Source organism: Citrobacter sp. L55, from assembly GCF_002850715.1.
Classification (GTDB): domain Bacteria; phylum Pseudomonadota; class Gammaproteobacteria; order Enterobacterales; family Enterobacteriaceae; genus Citrobacter; species Citrobacter braakii.
In genome coordinates, this window is record NZ_KZ559400.1 from 322,767 (window position 1) to 342,435 (window position 19,669).

16 protein-coding genes and 1 pseudogene are annotated in these 19,669 nt (G+C 51.9%); 5 read left to right on the forward strand and 12 right to left on the reverse strand.

Going from position 1 to position 19,669, the window contains the following annotated elements:
• Window positions 1–3 precede the first annotated feature (3 nt).
• From nuoF to lrhA, 6 genes and pseudogenes are all read right to left on the reverse strand, one after another.
• The gene (gene nuoF, locus B9P82_RS05980; RefSeq protein WP_016153836.1) at window positions 4–1,341 is read right to left on the reverse strand and encodes an NADH-quinone oxidoreductase subunit NuoF; all 1,338 of its coding nucleotides are present in this window, start codon (window positions 1,339–1,341) and stop codon (window positions 4–6) included.
• Window positions 1,338–1,838: an NADH-quinone oxidoreductase subunit NuoE gene (gene nuoE / locus B9P82_RS05985; RefSeq protein ID WP_003028069.1), complete on the reverse strand. Its 501-nt coding sequence runs from the start codon at window positions 1,836–1,838 to the stop codon at window positions 1,338–1,340. The genes nuoF and nuoE overlap by 4 nt, the downstream gene beginning before the upstream one ends.
• Window positions 1,839–1,840: 2 nt before the next feature.
• Complete coding sequence (nuoC, locus tag B9P82_RS05990; RefSeq protein WP_016153837.1) at window positions 1,841–3,643, reverse strand: NADH-quinone oxidoreductase subunit C/D; 1,803 nt, start codon at window positions 3,641–3,643, stop codon at window positions 1,841–1,843.
• A gap of 85 nt (window positions 3,644–3,728) precedes the next feature.
• Window positions 3,729–4,391 carry an NADH-quinone oxidoreductase subunit NuoB gene (nuoB, locus tag B9P82_RS05995; RefSeq protein ID WP_003028075.1) on the reverse strand — a complete coding sequence of 221 codons (663 nt, stop codon included), beginning with the start codon at window positions 4,389–4,391 and terminating at the stop codon, window positions 3,729–3,731.
• Between the two features lie 15 nt (window positions 4,392–4,406).
• Window positions 4,407–4,849 (reverse strand): annotated as a pseudogene (gene nuoA, locus B9P82_RS06000) (NADH-quinone oxidoreductase subunit NuoA).
• A 627-nt stretch (window positions 4,850–5,476) separates the two neighbouring features.
• Window positions 5,477–6,415: a transcriptional regulator LrhA gene (gene lrhA, locus B9P82_RS06005; RefSeq protein ID WP_016153838.1), complete on the reverse strand. Its 939-nt coding sequence runs from the start codon at window positions 6,413–6,415 to the stop codon at window positions 5,477–5,479.
• Window positions 6,416–7,343: 928 nt separating this feature from the next.
• Here lrhA and alaA point away from each other — a divergent pair.
• The gene (alaA, locus tag B9P82_RS06010) at window positions 7,344–8,561 is read left to right on the forward strand and encodes an alanine transaminase AlaA (protein ID WP_005129483.1); all 1,218 of its coding nucleotides are present in this window, start codon (window positions 7,344–7,346) and stop codon (window positions 8,559–8,561) included.
• A 95-nt stretch (window positions 8,562–8,656) separates the two neighbouring features.
• Entirely contained in the window at window positions 8,657–9,256 is a 600-nt protein-coding gene (gene yfbR / locus B9P82_RS06015; RefSeq protein WP_003028083.1) for a 5'-deoxynucleotidase, read from the forward strand.
• A 52-nt stretch (window positions 9,257–9,308) separates the two neighbouring features.
• Here the strand turns inward: yfbR and B9P82_RS06020 are convergent, their stop codons facing one another.
• The 4 genes from B9P82_RS06020 to yfbV all read right to left on the reverse strand — a co-directional run bounded on the left by B9P82_RS06020 (window position 9,309) and on the right by yfbV (window position 12,922).
• Window positions 9,309–11,141 (reverse strand): SLC13 family permease, encoded by a 1,833-nt coding sequence (locus tag B9P82_RS06020; protein ID WP_016153839.1) that lies wholly within the window; start codon window positions 11,139–11,141, stop codon window positions 9,309–9,311.
• 77 nt (window positions 11,142–11,218) lie between these two features.
• The gene (locus B9P82_RS06025; protein WP_085951065.1) at window positions 11,219–11,896 is read right to left on the reverse strand and encodes a sugar phosphatase; all 678 of its coding nucleotides are present in this window, start codon (window positions 11,894–11,896) and stop codon (window positions 11,219–11,221) included.
• Window positions 11,889–12,383 (reverse strand): YfbU family protein, encoded by a 495-nt coding sequence (locus tag B9P82_RS06030; RefSeq protein ID WP_016153841.1) that lies wholly within the window; start codon window positions 12,381–12,383, stop codon window positions 11,889–11,891. Before B9P82_RS06030 ends, B9P82_RS06025 begins: the two co-directional genes overlap by 8 nt.
• A gap of 83 nt (window positions 12,384–12,466) precedes the next feature.
• Window positions 12,467–12,922, reverse strand: coding sequence for a terminus macrodomain insulation protein YfbV (yfbV, locus tag B9P82_RS06035; protein WP_016153842.1), 456 nt, complete (start codon window positions 12,920–12,922; stop codon window positions 12,467–12,469).
• Between the two features lie 339 nt (window positions 12,923–13,261).
• Between yfbV and ackA the strand changes: the two genes are divergently transcribed.
• From ackA to yfcC, 3 genes are all read left to right on the forward strand, one after another.
• The gene (gene ackA, locus B9P82_RS06040; protein ID WP_016153843.1) at window positions 13,262–14,464 is read left to right on the forward strand and encodes an acetate kinase; all 1,203 of its coding nucleotides are present in this window, start codon (window positions 13,262–13,264) and stop codon (window positions 14,462–14,464) included.
• Window positions 14,465–14,539: 75 nt separating this feature from the next.
• A complete protein-coding gene (gene pta / locus B9P82_RS06045) occupies window positions 14,540–16,684 on the forward strand; it encodes a phosphate acetyltransferase (RefSeq protein WP_101700094.1) in 2,145 nt (714 codons plus the stop codon).
• A gap of 200 nt (window positions 16,685–16,884) precedes the next feature.
• Window positions 16,885–18,405, forward strand: a complete 1,521-nt coding sequence (gene yfcC, locus B9P82_RS06050) for a putative basic amino acid antiporter YfcC (protein WP_016157044.1) — start codon at window positions 16,885–16,887, stop codon at window positions 18,403–18,405.
• A gap of 56 nt (window positions 18,406–18,461) precedes the next feature.
• On the opposite strand, the gene yfcD is transcribed toward yfcC, so the two are convergent.
• Together yfcD and yfcE are read right to left on the reverse strand one after the other, a co-directional pair.
• Window positions 18,462–19,016, reverse strand: coding sequence for an NUDIX hydrolase YfcD (yfcD, locus tag B9P82_RS06055; protein WP_006683645.1), 555 nt, complete (start codon window positions 19,014–19,016; stop codon window positions 18,462–18,464).
• Between the two features lie 56 nt (window positions 19,017–19,072).
• On the reverse strand, window positions 19,073–19,624 hold the full coding sequence (gene yfcE / locus B9P82_RS06060) for a phosphodiesterase (protein ID WP_016153846.1): 552 nt from the start codon (window positions 19,622–19,624) through the stop codon (window positions 19,073–19,075).
• Window positions 19,625–19,669: the final 45 nt, after the last annotated feature.

Sequence of the window (19,669 nt, forward strand, 5' to 3'; positions counted from 1 at the left end):
CTATTACCAGCGCTCTTTCAGCAGGTTCGGCTGAATACCACCAATCTGATGGGTATTGCTGAAGGACTGCTTGATGCCAGCTTCGAATTCTTCGCGGAAATATTTAATGGCGCTCTGCAGCGGCTCCACCGCACCCGGTGCGTGTGCACAGAAGGTTTTACCCGGGCCGAGGAAACGACACAGTTGCTCAAGCGTCTCGATATCCCCTGGCTGGCCTTCGCCACGCTCCAGCGCGCGCAGAATTTTCACACTCCACGGCAGACCGTCACGGCACGGCGTACACCAGCCGCAGGACTCGCGGGCAAAGAACTCTTCCAGGTTGCGCACCAGAGGAACCATGCCAATCTCGTGATCGACGGCCATTGCCAGCGCGGTGCCCAAACGGCTACCGGCTTTACCAATGCTTTCGAATTCCATCGGCAGATCAAGGTGCGCTTCAGTCAGGAAATCAGTACCCGCGCCGCCCGGCTGCCAGGCTTTGAATTTCAGGCCATCGCGCATGCCGCCCGCGTAATCTTCGAGGATCTCGCGCGCGGTAGTACCGAAAGGCAGTTCCCACAGGCCAGGGTTCTTCACGCGACCGGAGAAGCCCATCAGCTTGGTGCCCGCATCTTTGCTCTGCGAAATGTTCTGGTACCACTCCACGCCGTTCGCGAGGATAGCTGGTACGTTACACAGGGTTTCGACGTTGTTAACGCAGGTCGGCTTACCCCAAGCGCCAGAGCTTGCCGGGAACGGCGGCTTGGAACGTGGGTTAGCACGACGACCTTCAAGGGAGTTAATCAGCGCCGTCTCTTCACCGCAGATATAGCGCCCTGCCCCGGTGTGGACAAACAGTTCGAAGTCGAAACCGGTGCCCATGATGTTTTTGCCAAGCAAGCCGGCTTCGGTTGCTTCGGCAATCGCGCGACGCAGATGCACAGCCGCTTCGATATATTCACCACGCAGGAAGATGTAACCACGGTACGCTTTCAGCGCAAACGCGGAGATCAGCATGCCTTCCACCAGCAGGTGCGGCAGTTGTTCCATCAGCAGACGGTCTTTATAGGTACCCGGCTCCATTTCATCGGCGTTACACAGCAGGTAACGGATGTTCATGGATTCGTCTTTCGGCATCAGGCTCCACTTCAGACCGGTGGAAAAGCCCGCACCGCCGCGCCCTTTCAGGCCAGCGTCTTTTACCTGATTAACGATTTCGTCCGGTGACAGCCCGGTCAGGGCCTTACGTGCACCTTCGTAGCCGTTCTTGCTACGGTATTCGTCCAGCCAGACCGGCTGTTTGTCATCACGCAGACGCCAGGTCAGCGGATGCGTTTCGGGAGTACGGATAATGTCTTTCATTTATACCGCTCCAGCAGTTCGGGAATGCCTTCCGGGGTCAGGTGAGCATGAGTATCCTCATCGATCATCATGTTCGGCCCTTTATCGCAGTTCCCCAGGCAACAGGTCGGGAGCAGCGTAAAACGACCGTCAAAGGTCGTCTGCCCCGGCTTGATGTTGAGTTTTTTCTCAAGCGCAGCCTGGATCCCCTGATAGCCGTTGATATGGCACACCACGCTGTCGCAATAGCGGATCACGTGGCGACCTACCGGCTGGCGGAAGATCTGGCTATAGAACGTGGCAACACCTTCTACGTCGCTTGCCGGGATCCCCAGCACATCAGCGATCGCATAGATCGCCCCATCCGGCACCCAGCCACGCTGTTTCTGAACGATTTTCAGCGCTTCAATGGACGCCGCACGCGGGTCTTCGTAGTGGTGCTTCTCGTGCTCAATCGCTTCACGCTCAGCCGCACTCAGCTCAAAAGCCTCGGTTTGTGGTTGTTGATTCTCGTGCATAATTAGCGGTCCACATCTGACATAACAAAATCGATACTACCCAGGTGGACGATAAGGTCGGACACCAGGCTGCCACGTACCGCTACCGGGATCTGCTGCAGGTGCGCATAGCTCGGGGTACGGATACGGGTACGGTAACTCATGGTGCTGCCATCGCTGGTCAGGTAGTAACTGTTAATACCCTTGGTCGCTTCCACCATCTGGAAGGACTCGTTTGCCGGCATAACCGGTCCCCACGAAACTTGCAGGAAGTGGGTGATCAGGGTTTCGATATGTTGCAACGTGCGCTCTTTCGGCGGCGGCGTAGTCAGCGGGTGATCCGCTTTGAACGGGCCTTCCGGCATGTTGTTGAGGCACTGCTCAAGGATGCGCAGACTCTGGCGCAGCTCTTCAACTTTCAGCATCACGCGGGTATAGCAGTCGGACACGCCGCCGCCAACCGGGACTTCAAAGTCAAAGTTTTCGTAGCCAGAGTATGGACGCGCTTTACGCACGTCAAAATCAATACCGGTCGCACGCAGCGCAGCACCGGTACAACCCCAGTCCAGCGCTTCTTTCTTACCGTAAGCGGCAACGCCCTGCGAACGGCCTTTCAGGATGGTGTTACGCAGTGCGGCTTTCTCGTAGGAATCCAGACGTTTTGGCATCCAGTCGAGGAAGTCACGCAGCAGTTTGTCCCAACCGCGCGGCAGATCGTGTGCCACACCGCCAATACGGAACCAGGCCGGGTGCATACGGAAACCGGTGATCGCTTCCACTACGTCATAGATTTTCTGACGGTCGGTAAAGGCGAAGAAGACCGGCGTCATCGCGCCGACGTCCTGGATGAACGTGGAGATGTACAGCAGGTGGCTGTTGATACGGAACAGTTCAGACAACATAACGCGAATCACGTTGACGCGATCCGGCGTGGTGATGCCAGCCAGTTTCTCAACGGCCAGTACGTAAGGCATTTCGTTAACGCAGCCGCCGAGGTACTCGATACGGTCGGTGTACGGAATGTAGCTGTGCCAGGACTGACGTTCACCCATCTTTTCAGCGCCACGGTGGTGGTAGCCGATGTCAGGCACGCAGTCGACGATTTCTTCGCCATCAAGCTGCAGCACAATACGGAACGCACCGTGAGAAGACGGGTGGTTAGGACCGAGGTTGAGGAACATGAAGTCCTCGTTTTCGGAACTACGCTTCATACCCCATTCTTCTGGTTTGAAGGTCAGTGATTCCATTTCCAGATCCTGTTTGGCTTTGGTCAGCTCAAACGGATCGAATTCGGTCGCACGCGCCGGGTAGTCTTTACGCAGCGGATGACCTTCCCAGGTATGCGGCATCAGCAGACGCGTCAGGTGCGGGTGACCTTCGATGTCGATGCCAAACATTTCCCAGGTTTCACGCTCATACCAGTTGGCGTTCGGGAACAGTTTGGTGAACGTCGGTACGCGCAGGTCGTTTTCAGACAATGCCACCTTGAGCATGATATCGCGATTGCGTTCAATGGAGATCAGGTGATAGAAAACGGAAAAATCCGCGGCAGGTAACCCTTCGCGGTGCGTACGCAGACGTTCGTCCATGCCGTGTAAGTCAAACAGCATGACGTAAGGTTTCGGCAGTCTCTTTAAGAAATCGCCAACTTCCAGTAATTGTTCACGCTTGACCCAAACAACAGGTACCCCGGTGCGAGTCGCCTGAACGGTAAAGGCATCCGGCCCAAAACGGTTGCGTAGTTCGCCAATGACCGGGTCATCAAGGTGATCCCGTGTTTGCCATACAGCGTCTTGCGCGGTTAAGTCGGTCATATTGTTCACCATTGCAAATGGTCCGTGGTGGTCGGCAGTGCTTCGCGCTATTTATGTAGTGATAAGCGAAGGAAGTGCTGCTGCCGACAGGCGCAAATTAAATCTCGTCTGGTGTACGAAGATTCGTTACAGCAATACGTTCGCCGCGTTTACGCTCGCGTTCTGACTGCATATTGGCGCGATAAACGCCCTGATCGCCAACCACCCAGGAGAGCGGACGGCGTTCTTTGCCAATGGAATCTTGCAGCAGCATCAGAGCCTGCATATACGCTTCCGGACGCGGCGGGCATCCCGGGATGTACACATCGACCGGAATAAATTTATCAACGCCCTGCACCACAGAATAGATGTCGTACATACCGCCGGAGTTGGCGCATGCGCCCATGGAAATAACCCATTTCGGTTCCAGCATCTGATCGTAGAGGCGCTGAATAACCGGCGCCATTTTGGTAAAGCAGGTTCCGGCTACGACCATCAGGTCAGCCTGACGCGGCGATGCACGCAGTACTTCCGCACCAAAACGGGCCACATCGTGCACGGCGGTAAACGAGGTCACCATCTCAACGTAGCAGCAGGAAAGGCCAAAGTTATATGGCCAAATTGAGTTTTTACGGCCCCAGTTAACCATGTCATGCAGCTTGCCCATGAACACGTTTTTGTTAACTTCTTGCTCCAGGGGGTCGGTTACGATCTCCTGTTTTTGCAGGGGGTAACGGTCGTTCTCACCGTTAGGATCTATGCGGGTGAGCGTATAATCCATCTTAATGCCTCGCGGTTAGCGTTGACGATTAGCGATACTGTTCGTTTCCGGGTTCATACGCTCGCGGCGTGAACGCGCGGGCGTCCAGTCCAGCGCGCCAATACGCACCAGATAAACCAGACCTGCCAGTAACACAAAAATAAAAATTGCAGCTTCCACAAAGCCAATCCAGCCGCTTTCACGGATAGAAGTTGACCATGCGAACAGATACAGCGCTTCAACGTCGAAGATAACGAAGAACATGGCTACCAGATAAAACTTGGCAGACAGGCGCAAGCGGGCGGTGCCGACCGAGTCGATACCTGATTCAAACGGCACGTTTTTAGATCTCGCGCGCGCGCGACCACCTAAAAACCAGCCGCCGACGAGCATCAGGCAGCACAGGCCAATGGCAACAATAAGAAAGATAGCGAATGCCCAGTGATGAGCGATGTTTCAGTGGATGTTGACATACTCATTGCTTACTCATCAAAAGTAGCGCCAAATTCTCTGCTCTTTTCGGCAGATGAACGCCACATCGATTCATGGGGAGGAATAAAAAAAACCTTACAATCACTGTGAAAAACCATTTTATACAGCTAATTGATGGGGTTTTTTACTCCTTTCTATAACCTTTTGTCAACTTTAACAAAAGTTTCCTCACATTATTTTACACCGCTCCAACTTCATTAACATAAAGTGCTATTTAGACCAATTTCGATCGCATCATCGGTCATTTTTAATGTTGTTGAATCGTGTCCGTAGTGAAGTAAAAAAGATAATACTCACCTATTTTGACAGGAATTCACCCAGATGCCTCCCCCTAAATGGGAGTATTTTCTTGATCTGTGACACGCTTTTGTTAATTCACCATAAAAAACAGCAACAATTTCTCTAGTTTTTTAACATGGAAACAATTAGTAACGCTGCTGCTTATTTTTCAGCCAGGTGTCAGGCCGTTTTTTTACCTTCTGATTTTGTTAAGTTTTAGTATAGCAAATGACATAAAGCGGCAATATTTACATAAAAAAAGAGCCGCTGGATGTTTTTTCATCACCAGAGGCTCTTTTTTACACTAACATTTTAAAACGATTTTTTGTGACGGATTACTCAAAGTCGCCTTCAACAATCAGCGAGTCATCTCCCCCTTCCGGGGTAAACTGATTGTATTGCCAAGGATTTTGATACGTTTGCATCGACTTAAAGATAACTTCTGCCAACTCATTTTGCGTGGACGGATCGCAGCACAACAAATACTCAGTATCAGGCAATGGCGGTAATCCGTCGGCGGCGCCCAGTACGCGTAAATCCGGACTCATCATTTCAACAGGCCGCGCAGTGACGCCGAGCCCTGCTTTTACCGCCGCGCGAACCGCAGGTAATGTTGAAGCAACATAAGCCAGACGCCACGGGATCTGAGCAGCATTTAATGTCGCCAGCACGATATCGCGAAACGGGCTCGGATCGTCCAGCAGAACCAACGGTACCGGCTCACCTTTTTGCAGAATATATTCGGCAGCACAGTACCAATGCGTTGGCGAGGTACGCAGATTCAGACATTCAAAATCGCCAGGACGGTTGGTAGTCACAACCAAGTCCACTTCTTGCGACTTCAGCATATCCACCATGTAGGCGTTACGCTTGACCCTCACATCCAGCGCAAGCTTCGGATAAACCGAACTTATCCGGTTGAGCAGGAAAGGCAGTATGGTATCGGCTGATTCATCAGAAGCACCGATAGTTAACACTCCCTGAAGATTATTAAACATTAATGATGAGCATGCCTCATCATTAAAGCGCAGTATTTTTCTGGCGTAACCCAACAGTTGTATACCATGTTCGGTCAGTAGTTTGTTGCGTCCATGGCGCGCGAACAACTCTTTCCCCACGAGTTGCTCAAGACGCTGCATTTGCTGACTCACCGCAGACTGAGTTCGACATACCGCAGCTGCCGCAGCCGCAAAGGTATTCAGGTCGGCAACAGCAACGAAGGTTCTCAGCAGATCGAGGTCGAGGTTAATTATCGGACGATTTGCATTTATCATAGTTTTTCACTTACTCGCGGGTCATACCGGGTTAATGCTGTGCATTTGGAATCAAACAACTCCATTTGTAATGTGCCTCCCTCGCAGTTTCGCTTAGTGTAACCAAGTGAAAATAAGGATGTATTTGGTTTAACAAACGAAACAATTCTCTTTCCTGGCTATTTTAATTCCCGTGATATTCATCGGAATATAGCAACGAGAAAGAGCCGAATTTTTAGCTGCTGGATGATTCTGACTTAGGGAAAACATGTAAATTTTGTAAATTTAAAAAAAAGTTAACGAACAATAATTTACACATTAAAAACTAACTTTTCAGTGTGTTAGGAACAACCAACAAACATTTGAATTATCTTAAAATTCAGACTACTTACCATTTCATGAGACTTATCTTAACCTAAAACCACTATATTTATAAGTGTTATCGTGAATAATTCCAGGCTACCAGGTGTTATGTCAGAGCAGCGGTTTTGCTATTATTGGCCCATCCAATTTAATGTCGTTTAAATATTAAATAATAATTAATTAAGAACTCTTCAATTCATTAATTATGCTTAACAATGAATTCACACCGTATCACGTACGGATCAGGCCGATAACAGGCCCCGTAGTTAAAACCTCAGTATTTTCGAATTACCTCATCCAGCTTAGACGCCCGTGACATTTCGCTTTACAGGCTTAACTTTTTTTGACCAAACAATTCACCACAACCAAACCAATAAAACAAAACATACTACCAACAAAACACATCTAGATAGATTATTATCTCATAATATTTACATTATTTAGTTGTTAGCAGTTAATTATCACTTCATAGCTTTTCAAAATCTTCTACTAAAGACCCTTCAAAACTCACCGCCGTGGGAGTACATTGTGCTGGGCTGACTTCCATGGCAGGGAGTGGCATTCACAGCTAAAAAGGTCAACGTTCATGTCCCCCATTGAAAAATCCAGCAAATTAGAAAACGTCTGTTATGACATTCGCGGCCCGGTTCTGAAGGAAGCAAAGCGCCTGGAAGAAGAAGGCAATAAGGTTCTGAAACTGAACATCGGCAACCCGGCGCCATTCGGGTTTGAAGCGCCAGATGAAATACTGGTGGATGTGATCCGCAATTTGCCAACAGCGCAAGGATATTGCGACTCCAAAGGCCTTTATTCCGCCCGGAAAGCGATTATGCAGCATTACCAGGCCCGTGGTATGCGCGACGTAACCGTGGAAGATATTTATATCGGCAACGGCGTTTCTGAATTAATTGTGCAGGCTATGCAGGCGTTGCTGAACAGTGGGGACGAAATGCTGGTTCCTGCTCCTGATTATCCGCTGTGGACGGCGGCAGTATCGCTCTCCGGCGGTAATGCCGTGCACTACCTGTGTGACGAATCATCAGACTGGTTCCCGGACCTGGATGATATCCGCGCCAAAATTACGCCGCGTACGCGTGGGATCGTCATCATCAACCCAAACAACCCAACCGGCGCTGTTTACTCTAAAGAGCTGCTGATGGAGATTGTTGAGATTGCTCGCCAGAACAACCTCATCATCTTTGCAGATGAGATTTACGACAAAATTCTCTACGACGATGCTGAACACCACTCCATCGCTGCAATGGCGCCGGATCTGCTGACCATCACCTTCAATGGCCTGTCAAAAACCTATCGCGTTGCCGGTTTCCGTCAGGGCTGGATGGTGCTGAACGGGCCGAAGAAACATGCTAAAGGATATATTGAAGGTCTTGAGATGCTGGCCTCTATGCGCCTGTGTGCCAACGTTCCGGCGCAACATGCCATTCAGACCGCGCTGGGCGGATACCAGAGCATCAGCGAATTTATCATGCCTGGTGGGCGTCTGTATGAACAACGCAACCGCGCCTGGGAACTGCTCAATGACATTCCTGGTGTCTCCTGCGTAAAACCGCGCGGCGCGCTGTATATGTTCCCGAAAATTGATGCTAAACGCTTCAACATTCATGACGACCAGAAGATGGTACTCGACTTCCTGCTGCAGGAAAAAGTACTGCTGGTTCAGGGAACAGCGTTCAACTGGCCGTGGCCGGATCATTTCCGCATCGTCACGCTGCCGCGTATTGATGATATTGAAATGTCGCTGAGTAAATTTGAGCGTTTCCTGTCAGGGTATCACCAGTTGTAATTAAACAAAGGCTGTCGGATGAATGACGAGTATTTGCATCTGACAGCCTTCTCTGCGCAAAATGACTCTTAGGTTGCCATCATATAAGGGTCGTTATGAAGCAGAGCCATTTTTTTGCCCACCTCTCCCGTCTGAAGCTCATTAATCGCTGGCCGCTGATGCGCAACGTGCGCACCGAAAACGTGTCTGAACACAGTCTGCAGGTTGCCATGGTTGCCCATGCGCTGGCCGCGATCAAAAACCGCAAATTTGGTGGTCAGGTTAATGCTGAGCGTATTGCTCTGTTGGCGATGTATCACGATGCGTCAGAAGTGCTGACCGGTGATCTCCCTACCCCGGTGAAATATTTCAACTCGCAGATTGCGCAGGAATATAAAGCGATAGAGAAAATTGCCCAGCAAAAGCTGGTCGATATGGTACCTGATGAACTGCGCGATATTTTTGCGCCGCTCATTGATGAACATGCCTTAAGTGAAGAAGAGAGATCGATTGTTAAACAGGCCGATGCCCTGTGCGCGTATCTGAAGTGTCTGGAGGAACTCTCTGCCGGTAACAACGAATTTCTGCTTGCCAAGACGCGTCTGGAAAAAACGCTCGAGTCGCGACGCAGCGAAGAGATGGACTACTTTATGGACGTGTTTGTCCCGAGTTTTCACCTCTCATTAGATGAAATCAGCCAGGATTCTCCGCTATAAACGCATGACCCGGTGGCGGCGAAGATATCCCCGTCGCCATCCGCCAACAACATCAAAACGGAAACAGCATCGGGATCATCACCACGCACACCGCCATCACAATGATGGTAAACGGTACGCCAATCTTCACGAAATCGCTAAAGCTGTAGTTGCCAGGTCCGAGCACCAGAGTGTTTACCGGCGAAGAGACCGGTGTCATAAAGGCTGCGGATGCCGCCATCGCAATCCCCATCGCAAAAGGATACGGTGAAACGCCCATCGACTTTGCAGCCGCCAGCGCGATTGGCGCCATCAGCACCGCCGTCGCGGTGTTGGAGATAAATAACCCGATAGTCGCACACAGCACGAACAGGCAGCCCAACATCATATACGGGCCATACCCGCCACCGACATCCATCAGCCCTTTCACCACCAAGTCGACACCGCCGGTTTTTTGTAAAGCCAGCGCGAAGGGCATCATCCCGACAATCAAAATAATGCTTGGCCAGTGAATCGCTTTATAGGCACTTTCGGCATCAATACAGCGAAATTTCCCCATCAGTAGACAAGCGATGATCGCAGCCACCGTATTGGGAATTTCATCAGTGAGCATCAGAGCAACCATCAGCACCAGACAGAAAATCGCATGCGGTGCCTGGCTGTGCGCCGGAGAAGCTTCACTGACTTCCTCGGGCATATTCAGCACGACAAAATCACGCCCTTTTTGTCCCAACAGTGTGATGAGCTTCCAGTTGCCCACCACTAATATGATATCGCCCATCAGCAATGGCTCATCCACCACCGCTCCAGCCAGAGCCGCGCCATCGCGCTTCAGCCCAACGACATTCAGCCCGTAGCGGGTACGAAAAGCGATTTCCCGTACCGTTTTGCCGATCAATTCCGATTCAGGGATCAGAGAGATCTCGGCCATCCCCACATCAAGCGCCTGCTCGGAGAAGTATTCGCCGCGCAGTACCATTGGTTCCAGAAACTGTTCACTGCAAAATTCACGCAGGTCGACATCGGCCGCGGACATATCAATCAGCAATACATCACGGGCGCGAAACTCAGAAACCCCGTTAACGTCGACTATTACGCGACGAAAGCGACGCCAGCGTTCCACGCCAATCACGTTTGCCCCGTAGCGCTCACGCAGCTTCAGATCATCCAGACGCTGGCCAATCATAGGAGAACCGGGACGAATCGCCAGCCGACGCGCGCGCCCGGTCAGACGATATTCTTTAATCAGATCGCGAAAGGTCCGGCGTTTCCAGCCGTCTCCCGGCTGCCTGGAATCTTCTCCCTTGAGCATAAAGCGCATCAGCAGCATATAAATTATGCCGAGTACCAGAACCACCAGCCCCAGCGGGGTAACGCTAAAAAAGCTGAACCCGTTGAGTCCTTCACGTAACAGTTCACTGTTGACGACCAGGTTAGGCGGCGTCGCCACCAGCGTCATCATGCCGCTTATCAATCCGGCAAAGCTCAGCGGCATCATCAGGCGTGAAGGGGAAATTTCCATGCGCATGGAAACGCTTAAGACCACCGGGATAAAGATGGCGACCACGCCGGTCGAACTCATAAACGCCCCGAGCCCGGCAACGGTAATCATCAGCAACACCAGCATTTTGACTTCACTGCTGCCAGCCACCTTCACCAGCCAGGCACCCATTACCGTCGCCACCCCGGTACGCACCAGGCCGTCGCCGATAATGAATAATGCCGCTATCAAAATAACGTTAGGATCGCTGAATCCGGAAAAGGCTTCTGTGATGCTCAATGTTCCGCTCAGAACAAAGGCAATGATGACCAGCAAAGCGACCGCGTCCATACGCACTCTGCCAGTAACAAACAAGACGACGGCAATCGCCAGCAATGAGAGAACCCATATCAATTCACCGTTCACAACATATCCTTGTTAAATGAGAGGGATGGATCGATTCTGCCATAAAAAAGCCCCAACAATCTGGGGCTAAATCATGTTCAGGTATTTCTTACCACGACCACATTTCCGTTAGGCTGTTTGGTCACAGAAATATGTTCCAGACTGGTCAGCGAAAAATCGACCTCATCCAGACGCGGCGTGTCCACAGGCGCGTTGACCGCTATCACATGACACCCTGCCGCCAGTCCTGAAAGCACCCCAGCGGGCGCATCTTCCACCACCGCGCATTCCTGTGGCGCAAGACCCAGAAGCTGGGCGCCTAACAGATAGGCGTCAGGCTCGGGCTTGCCTCTTTTTACACGCTCGGCGGTGACAAACACTTCAGGAGCAGGCAGCCCCGCGACACGATGACGCGCTCGTGCGACCGGCATGGATCCGGAGGTCACAATCGCCCATGGAATACCCGCTTTATTGAGGTGGTTGAGTAAATCAACCGCTCCCGGCAGCGCTGTGATCCCCGCGGTTTCCGTCGCTTCGATCTGCTCCAGGCGGGTGAATTCCGCGGCGATCTCAGCCTCAGATTTGCCCACCATAAAGTGTCGCAGGGAGGTAATGGCCTGCTTGCCATGAATAAAGCCGAGCACCTCGGCGTGATCGAGGCCAAAACGATCGGCCCAGTTGCACCACGCGCGTTCTACTGCGGGTAAGGAATCGACCAGCGTTCCATCCAGATCAAACAGAAAACCTTTGCACTGCACGCTCGCCCCCTCAGGCATTAATGATTTGGTTAATTTCATTCGCACTCAGGTGATACTGGCGCGGGCAAGAGTGCCAGACATTCAGCATACGCTGATATTTTTCCCACATCGGGGTCTGGGCGTTGAAGCCATGCGTACCCGCATCAAAGTGGGTATAACGACCTTCTACATTAACCATAAAACGTACGTACCCGAGGTAACGGGCTTCCGTTGCGGCGTCAAAGCCAAGGAAGGTCACGCGACGCTCATCAATAGCCTGCGCGTCCTTAAGATTAGTCCAGGACACATGTAATGCGTGATACATCTCCATAATATCGATAATCGTACGACAGGTTTCTTCCGTCAGCTCACCAAACTCACGATCCAGCTCGCGCATCTGCAAGCCGTAACCGCGTTCAATAATCGTCTGCAAACGACGATAACGCTCGGCGTTAGTGGGATCGAGCATAGTCATCATTTTGTACTGATTAGACAAAATCAGACGTTGAGCGTTGGTCATTTCCATTTGGGACTCCTGTATCACTACTACTGCGATGAAAAAAAAGAAGGCATCTTGTGCCTTCTTTTATATGCGTAATCAGGGGTCAATTACAAATCATCAAGGAAAGTTTTATCCAGTTGTTTGAAGGCGCGCTTAAGCGTGTCAGCCAGCGCCTGATAATCAGGCTTTCCTTCTACCGGAGTGAGCGCCTGCCCGGCTTCTTGCAATTTACCCCGAACTTCGTAGAACCAGTTGAGTATTGAAGGCGGCAGCGGCGTTACAGAACGTTTACCCAGCCACCACATGCCCTGCATCGGCAGGCTGAGCGCAAACAGCGCAGTCGCCACGGCCGGTCCCAACTGCCCCCCTAACGCAATTTGCCAGCATAAGGTGAAGACGGCGATAGGCGGCATAAAACGGATCGCGTAACGCGTCATGCGGATCACGCGGTTCTCTACAAACACTGGCGCGAGGCGCTTTTCCATTGGCCACGTCTTCGCATAGTGCTGCCCCCGGCGAAACAAGCTAAAAAAATTGACGGAACGATTATCCGGTGTCGACATGGCGGTTACCTCAACTTCACATATAAAAATTAAAAAATTTGTGCAAAACAACAACTACAAAGGACATCGTTCAAAACATTTTGTCTTTAATACCCACATTCAGGTATCCTGTGCCGGCCTGTAAGGCCTTTAGTCCAAAATCATTGAGTCGTCAAATTGACACATAGTATGCCATTGGCTGAAAAATACGCAAAATGACATAGACTCAAAGGTATTTATTCCATCGTGCCCAAAAAGACTATGGCGCATGATGTTAATCATAAACGTCGGTGTCATCATGCGCTACGCTCTATGACTTCCTGACGTTTTTTTAGCCACGTATCATAAATAGGTACTTCCATGTCGAGTAAGTTAGTACTGGTTCTGAACTGCGGTAGCTCCTCACTGAAATTTGCCATCATCGATGCAGTAAACGGTGAAGAATACCTCTCTGGTTTAGCCGAATGTTTCCATCTCCCAGAAGCACGTATCAAGTGGAAAATGGACGGCGGTAAACAAGAAGCGGCTTTAGGTGCAGGCGCCGCTCACAGTGAAGCGCTGAATTTTATCGTTAATACTATTCTGGCACAAAAACCAGAACTGTCTGCTCAGCTGACTGCGATTGGTCACCGTGTTGTTCACGGCGGCGAGAAATACACCGGCTCTGTGGTTATCGACGATTCTGTTATTCAGGGTATCAAAGACGCAGCCTCTTTTGCACCGCTGCATAACCCTGCACACCTGATCGGTATCGCAGAAGCGCTGAAATCCTTCCCGAATCTGAAAGACAAAAACGTGGCTGTGTTCGACACCGCGTTCCATCAGACCATGCCGGAAGAGTCTTACCTCTATGCTCTGCCATACAGCCTGTACAAAGAACACGGTGTTCGTCGTTACGGCGCGCACGGTACCAGCCACTTCTTCGTAACTCAGGAAGCGGCAAAAATTCTGAACAAACCGGTTGATGAGCTCAACATCATCACTTGCCACTTGGGCAACGGCGGTTCTGTTTCTGCTATCCGTAACGGTAAATGTGTTGATACCTCCATGGGTCTGACCCCGCTGGAAGGTCTGGTGATGGGTACGCGTTCCGGTGACATCGACCCGGCGATCATCTTCCACCTGCACGACACCCTGGGCATGAGCGTTGACCAGATCAACAAAATGCTGACCAAAGAGTCCGGCCTGCTGGGTCTGACCGAAGTCACCAGCGACTGCCGTTATGTTGAAGATAACTACGCGACTAAAGAAGACGCTAAACGTGCAATGGACGTTTACTGTCACCGTCTGGCGAAATACATCGGTTCTTACACTGCGCTGATGGATGGTCGTCTGGATGCAGTTGTCTTCACCGGTGGTATCGGTGAAAACGCAGCGATGGTTCGTGAACTGTCTCTGGGCAAACTGGGCGTTCTGGGCTTTGAAGTTGACCACGAACGTAACCTGGCCGCACGTTTCGGCAAATCTGGTTTCATCAACAAAGAAGGTACCCGTCCTGCGGTGGTTATCCCAACCAACGAAGAACTGGTTATCGCGCAAGACGCGAGCCGTCTGACTGCCTGATTTCACACCGCCAGCCTAGCTGGCGGTGCTGTTTTGTAACCCGTCTACATCGACGGTAACGAAAGAGGATAAACCGTGTCCCGTATTATTATGCTGATCCCTACCGGAACCAGCGTCGGTCTGACCAGCGTCAGCCTTGGCGTGATCCGCGCAATGGAACGCAAAGGCGTTCGTCTGAGCGTCTTCAAGCCGATCTCTCAACCGCGTGCCGGTGGCGATGCGCCAGACCAGACTACCAGCATCGTCCGTGCTAACTCTTCTCTGCCAGCCGCTGAGCCGCTGAAGATGAGCCACGTTGAATCTCTGTTGTCCAGCAATCAGAAAGATGTGCTGATGGAAGAGATCATCGCGAACTACCACGCGAACACTAAAGACGCTGAAGTTGTACTGGTTGAAGGCCTGGTCCCAACTCGTAAACATCAGTTCGCGCAGTCTCTGAACTACGAAATCGCGAAAACGCTGAACGCAGAAATCGTCTTCGTAATGTCTCAGGGTACCGATACCCCGGAACAGCTGAACGAGCGTATTGAACTGACTCGCAGCAGCTTCGGCGGTGTGAAAAACACCAACATCACCGGCGTAATCGTTAACAAACTGAACGCACCGGTTGATGAGCAGGGCCGTACTCGCCCGGATCTGTCCGAGATTTTCGACGACTCTTCCAAAGCAAAAGTGATCAAAGTTGATCCGGCTAAACTGCAAGAATCCAGCCCGCTGCCGGTTCTGGGCGCGGTGCCATGGAGCTTCGATCTGATCGCAACGCGTGCAATCGATATGGCGCGTCATCTGAACGCCACTATCGTTAACGAAGGTGATATCAATACCCGTCGCGTGAAGTCTGTGACTTTCTGCGCACGCAGCATTCCGCACATGCTGGAGCACTTCCGAGCAGGTTCTCTGCTGGTGACTTCCGCCGATCGTCCTGACGTGCTGGTTGCAGCATGCCTGGCAGCCATGAACGGCGTGGAAATCGGTGCCCTGCTGCTGACTGGCGGCTACGAAATGGACGCGCGTATCACTAAACTGTGCGAACGTGCATTTGAAACCGGCCTGCCGGTATTCATGGTGAACACCAACACCTGGCAGACCTCTCTGAGCCTGCAGAGCTTCAACCTGGAAGTTCCGGTTGACGATCACGAACGTATTGAGAAAGTTCAGGAATACGTTGCTAACTACATCAACGCTGACTGGATTGAATCCCTGACCGCGACCTCTGAGCGCAGCCGTCGTCTGTCTCCGCCAGCGTTCCGTTATCAGCTGACCGAGCTGGCACGTAAAGCCGGCAAGCGCGTTGTTCTGCCGGAAGGTGACGAGCCGCGTACCGTTAAAGCGGCGGCTATCTGTGCTGAACGCGGTATCGCAACCTGCGTACTGCTGGGCAACCCGGATGAGATCACCCGCGTTGCGGCCTCTCAGGGCGTTGAGCTGGGCGCTGGCGTAGAAATCGTTGATCCAGATGTAGTTCGCGAAAGCTACGTTGCTCGCCTGGTCGAACTGCGTAAAAACAAAGGTATGACCGAAACCGTTGCCCGCGAACAGCTGGAAGACAACGTGGTTCTCGGTACCCTGATGCTGGAACAGGACGACGTTGACGGTCTGGTTTCTGGTGCAGTTCATACCACCGCGAACACCATCCGTCCGCCGCTGCAGCTGATCAAAACTGCACCGGGTAGTTCCCTGGTGTCTTCCGTGTTCTTCATGCTGCTGCCGGATCAGGTTTACGTATACGGAGACTGCGCGATCAACCCGGATCCGACTGCAGAGCAACTGGCAGAAATCGCGATTCAGTCCGCTGAATCCGCCATTGCCTTCGGTATCGAACCGCGCGTAGCAATGCTCTCCTACTCCACCGGTACTTCTGGTGCAGGTAGCGACGTAGAAAAAGTTCGTGAAGCCACGCGTCTGGCGCAGGAAAAACGTCCTGACCTGATGATCGACGGTCCGCTGCAGTATGACGCCGCCGTTATGGCTGACGTAGCAAAATCCAAAGCGCCGAACTCACCGGTTGCAGGTCGCGCTACCGTGTTCATCTTCCCGGATCTGAACACCGGTAACACCACCTACAAAGCGGTACAGCGTTCTGCCGACCTGATCTCCATCGGGCCAATGCTGCAGGGTATGCGCAAGCCTGTGAATGACCTGTCTCGTGGCGCGCTGGTTGACGACATCGTCTACACCATCGCTCTGACCGCGATCCAGTCTTCCCAACAGCAGCAGTAATCTGTCAAGTCTGCCGGATGTCTTATCCGGCAACACTTCTGCTTATTAAACCGGAAATAGCTTATATTTCCGGTTTTTTTATACCTGTTTTTCCCGTTGGCATATTCTGAAACATTTGCCAGGATGCGCTGCATCAATGAATAACTATTCTCCTGTTTGCATACTTATCCTCTTTTGCATTGCAACAGGGATAGTCTTTCATGTCAGCAGTAACAGAAACACAGCCAGCTAAAAAATGGGCGATGCCCGATACGTTGGTGATTATTTTTTTCGTTGCCATTTTAACCAGTCTGGCGACATGGGTTGTTCCCGTCGGGATGTTCGACAGTCAGGAAGTGCAGTATCAGGTTGATGGACAAACCAAAACCCGTAAGGTGGTCGACCCCCACTCTTTTCGAATTCTGACCAACGACGCGGGCGAAGAGCAGTATCACCGGGTGCAGTTTTTCACCACCGGTGATGAGCGCCCGGGACTGATGAATTTTCCGTTTGAAGGGTTAACCTCCGGCTCTAAATTCGGCACTGCTGTCGGCATTATTATGTTTATGCTGGTGATTGGCGGCGCATTCGGCATCGTTATGCGTACCGGAACCATCGATAACGGCATCCTGGCGCTCATCCGCCATACGCGAGGAAACGAAGTCCTGTTTATCCCGGTGCTGTTTGTTCTCTTCTCATTAGGCGGCGCGGTGTTTGGCATGGGGGAAGAGGCAGTCGCCTTTGCCATTATTATCGCACCGTTAATGGTACGGTTAGGTTACGACAGTATCACCACCGTTCTGGTCACCTATATTGCGACTCAAATTGGATTCGCCAGCTCATGGATGAACCCGTTCTGCGTGGTCGTCGCGCAGGGGATTGCGGGCGTGCCGGTGCTCTCTGGTTCCGGTCTGCGTATCATTGTGTGGGTGGTTGCGACCCTGATAGGTCTGACCTTCACGCTGGCCTATGCGGCGCGCATCAAAAAGAATCCGCTTTTGTCCCGGGTACATGAATCCGACCGTTTCTTTCGCGAACAGCAGGACGACGTTGTGGAACGACGCTTCACGCTGGGCGACTGGCTGGTGCTGCTGGTGCTGACCGCGGTAATGATTTGGGTTGTCTGGGGCGTGATCGTCAACGCGTGGTTTATTCCTGAGATCGCCAGTCAGTTCTTCACCATGGGCCTGGTAATTGGCATCATCGGCGTGGTCTTTCGTCTCAACGGCATGACGGTCAACATCATGGCCTCCTCATTCACTGAAGGCGCGCGAATGATGATTGCCCCTGCCCTGCTGGTCGGTTTTGCCAAAGGCATATTACTGCTGGTCGGTAATGGAGAGGCGGGTGAAGCCAGCGTGTTGAACACGCTGCTGCACAGCATTGCCAACGGCATCAGCGGGCTGGATAACGCCATCGCGGCGTGGTTTATGCTGCTGTTCCAGGCGGTGTTTAATTTCTTCGTTACTTCCGGCTCTGGTCAGGCTGCATTGACCATGCCGTTATTAGCACCCTTAGGCGATCTGGTTGGCGTAAACCGTCAGGTCACCGTACTGGCCTTCCAGTTTGGCGACGGATTCAGTCATATTATCTATCCTACGTCTGCATCGCTGATGGCAACGTTAGGCGTGTGTCGGGTGGATTTTCGTAACTGGCTGAAGGTAGGCGCCACGCTGTTGGGACTGCTGTTTATTATGTCCAGCGTGGTGGTAATTGGCGCGCAGATAATGGGTTACCATTAAAAAACGATTGCCCGGCCTACACGATTTCTCGACGCTGTAGGCCGGATGAGCAGATTTTACTCAGCCTCTTCCTGCTTTTCGGCTTTCGCCCCTTCATTCTTAGCGTTGCGGGTCATCCACAGCGCCAGGGCTTTCAGTGAGTCCGGCGTAAATTCGTCGCAGCGCGCGGTAATTTCTTCCGGCGTCAGCCAGCAAACTTCACTAACCTCTTCTTCCTGAAGCGCAAACGGTCCGTGGGAAACACAGCTAAACAGCCCACCCCATACGCGACAGTTCTGGTCTTCAAAATAAAACTGCCCATGCTCGGCAAACGGCACGCCCGCAATCCCCAGTTCCTCTTCCGCTTCACGGCGCGCTGAGTCCAGTAGTTGCTCGTCAGCCTGCACAACACCGCCAGCGGTGGCATCCAGCATGCCGGGCAAAAAATCTTTTGTCTCAGTACGACGCTGAACCAGAATTTTGCCCATACCATCATGCACGACGATATACGTTGCACGATGGCGTAAGCGTTGCGCCCGCATTTGTTCCCGGCTGGATTGTGCAATGACTTCGTTGTCTTCATTCACAATATCCACCCATTCCGTACTTGCCAAACGACGCTGTTCCACCATCAGGAAACCTTCTTTTTTCTTGCGCTCTTACGGCGCGTTTATGTTTGTGGGGTAAATTACGGATTAATCTCGACCTGTGCAATAACACTTTGATCATTGAGTGCCATTACGCTGAGAACATTATCATCCAGAATCCCGTAACTTGCCGCAAAGCCCCCTTTCGGGATGCTTACCGAGCCGGGATTGAAGTGGTAAACATCCCCTTGACGCTCAGCGACGGGCAAATGTGTATGCCCATAAACCAGCACATCTCCAACGTTGAGTGCCGGCATATTTTGCGGACCAAAAAGATGCCCGTGCGTCAAAAAGAGTCGCTGGTTTTCTGTCAGAATTTGCTGCCACGGCGCGGTCATCGGAAAATGCAGGAGCATCTGATCCACTTCGCTGTCACAATTGCCACGCACCGCGATAATGCGCGCAGCGAGGGCATTCAACCGCTCAGCAACCTGCGCAGGCGCATAGCCTTCCGGGAGCGCATTACGCGGTCCGTGGTTTAAAACATCACCCAATATCACCAGCCATTGCGCACCGCTTGCGGCAAACCGTTCAAGTACGCGTTCCGTGGCTGGCAACGAACCATGAATGTCCGATGCGAACATCAGTTTCATCACTCACTCCTCGTTGAAAAGTACCTTGTAATGATACTGGATTAC

Excerpts from the sequence above, each read along its gene's own strand:
- nuoF (WP_016153836.1), bottom strand. The coding sequence starts at position 1,341 with ATGAAAGACATTATCCGTACTCCCGAAACGCATCCGCTGACCTGGCGT.
- nuoE (WP_003028069.1), bottom strand. The coding sequence starts at position 1,838 with ATGCACGAGAATCAACAACCACAAACCGAGGCTTTTGAGCTGAGTGCG.
- nuoC (WP_016153837.1), bottom strand. The coding sequence starts at position 3,643 with ATGGTGAACAATATGACCGACTTAACCGCGCAAGACGCTGTATGGCAA.
- nuoB (WP_003028075.1), bottom strand. The coding sequence starts at position 4,391 with ATGGATTATACGCTCACCCGCATAGATCCTAACGGTGAGAACGACCGT.
- lrhA (WP_016153838.1), bottom strand. The coding sequence starts at position 6,415 with ATGATAAATGCAAATCGTCCGATAATTAACCTCGACCTCGATCTGCTG.
- alaA (WP_005129483.1), top strand. The coding sequence starts at position 7,344 with ATGTCCCCCATTGAAAAATCCAGCAAATTAGAAAACGTCTGTTATGAC.
- yfbR (WP_003028083.1), top strand. The coding sequence starts at position 8,657 with ATGAAGCAGAGCCATTTTTTTGCCCACCTCTCCCGTCTGAAGCTCATT.
- B9P82_RS06025 (WP_085951065.1), bottom strand. The coding sequence starts at position 11,896 with ATGCCTGAGGGGGCGAGCGTGCAGTGCAAAGGTTTTCTGTTTGATCTG.
- B9P82_RS06030 (WP_016153841.1), bottom strand. The coding sequence starts at position 12,383 with ATGGAAATGACCAACGCTCAACGTCTGATTTTGTCTAATCAGTACAAA.
- yfbV (WP_016153842.1), bottom strand. The coding sequence starts at position 12,922 with ATGTCGACACCGGATAATCGTTCCGTCAATTTTTTTAGCTTGTTTCGC.
- ackA (WP_016153843.1), top strand. The coding sequence starts at position 13,262 with ATGTCGAGTAAGTTAGTACTGGTTCTGAACTGCGGTAGCTCCTCACTG.
- yfcC (WP_016157044.1), top strand. The coding sequence starts at position 16,885 with ATGTCAGCAGTAACAGAAACACAGCCAGCTAAAAAATGGGCGATGCCC.
- yfcD (WP_006683645.1), bottom strand. The coding sequence starts at position 19,016 with ATGGTGGAACAGCGTCGTTTGGCAAGTACGGAATGGGTGGATATTGTG.
- yfcE (WP_016153846.1), bottom strand. The coding sequence starts at position 19,624 with ATGAAACTGATGTTCGCATCGGACATTCATGGTTCGTTGCCAGCCACG.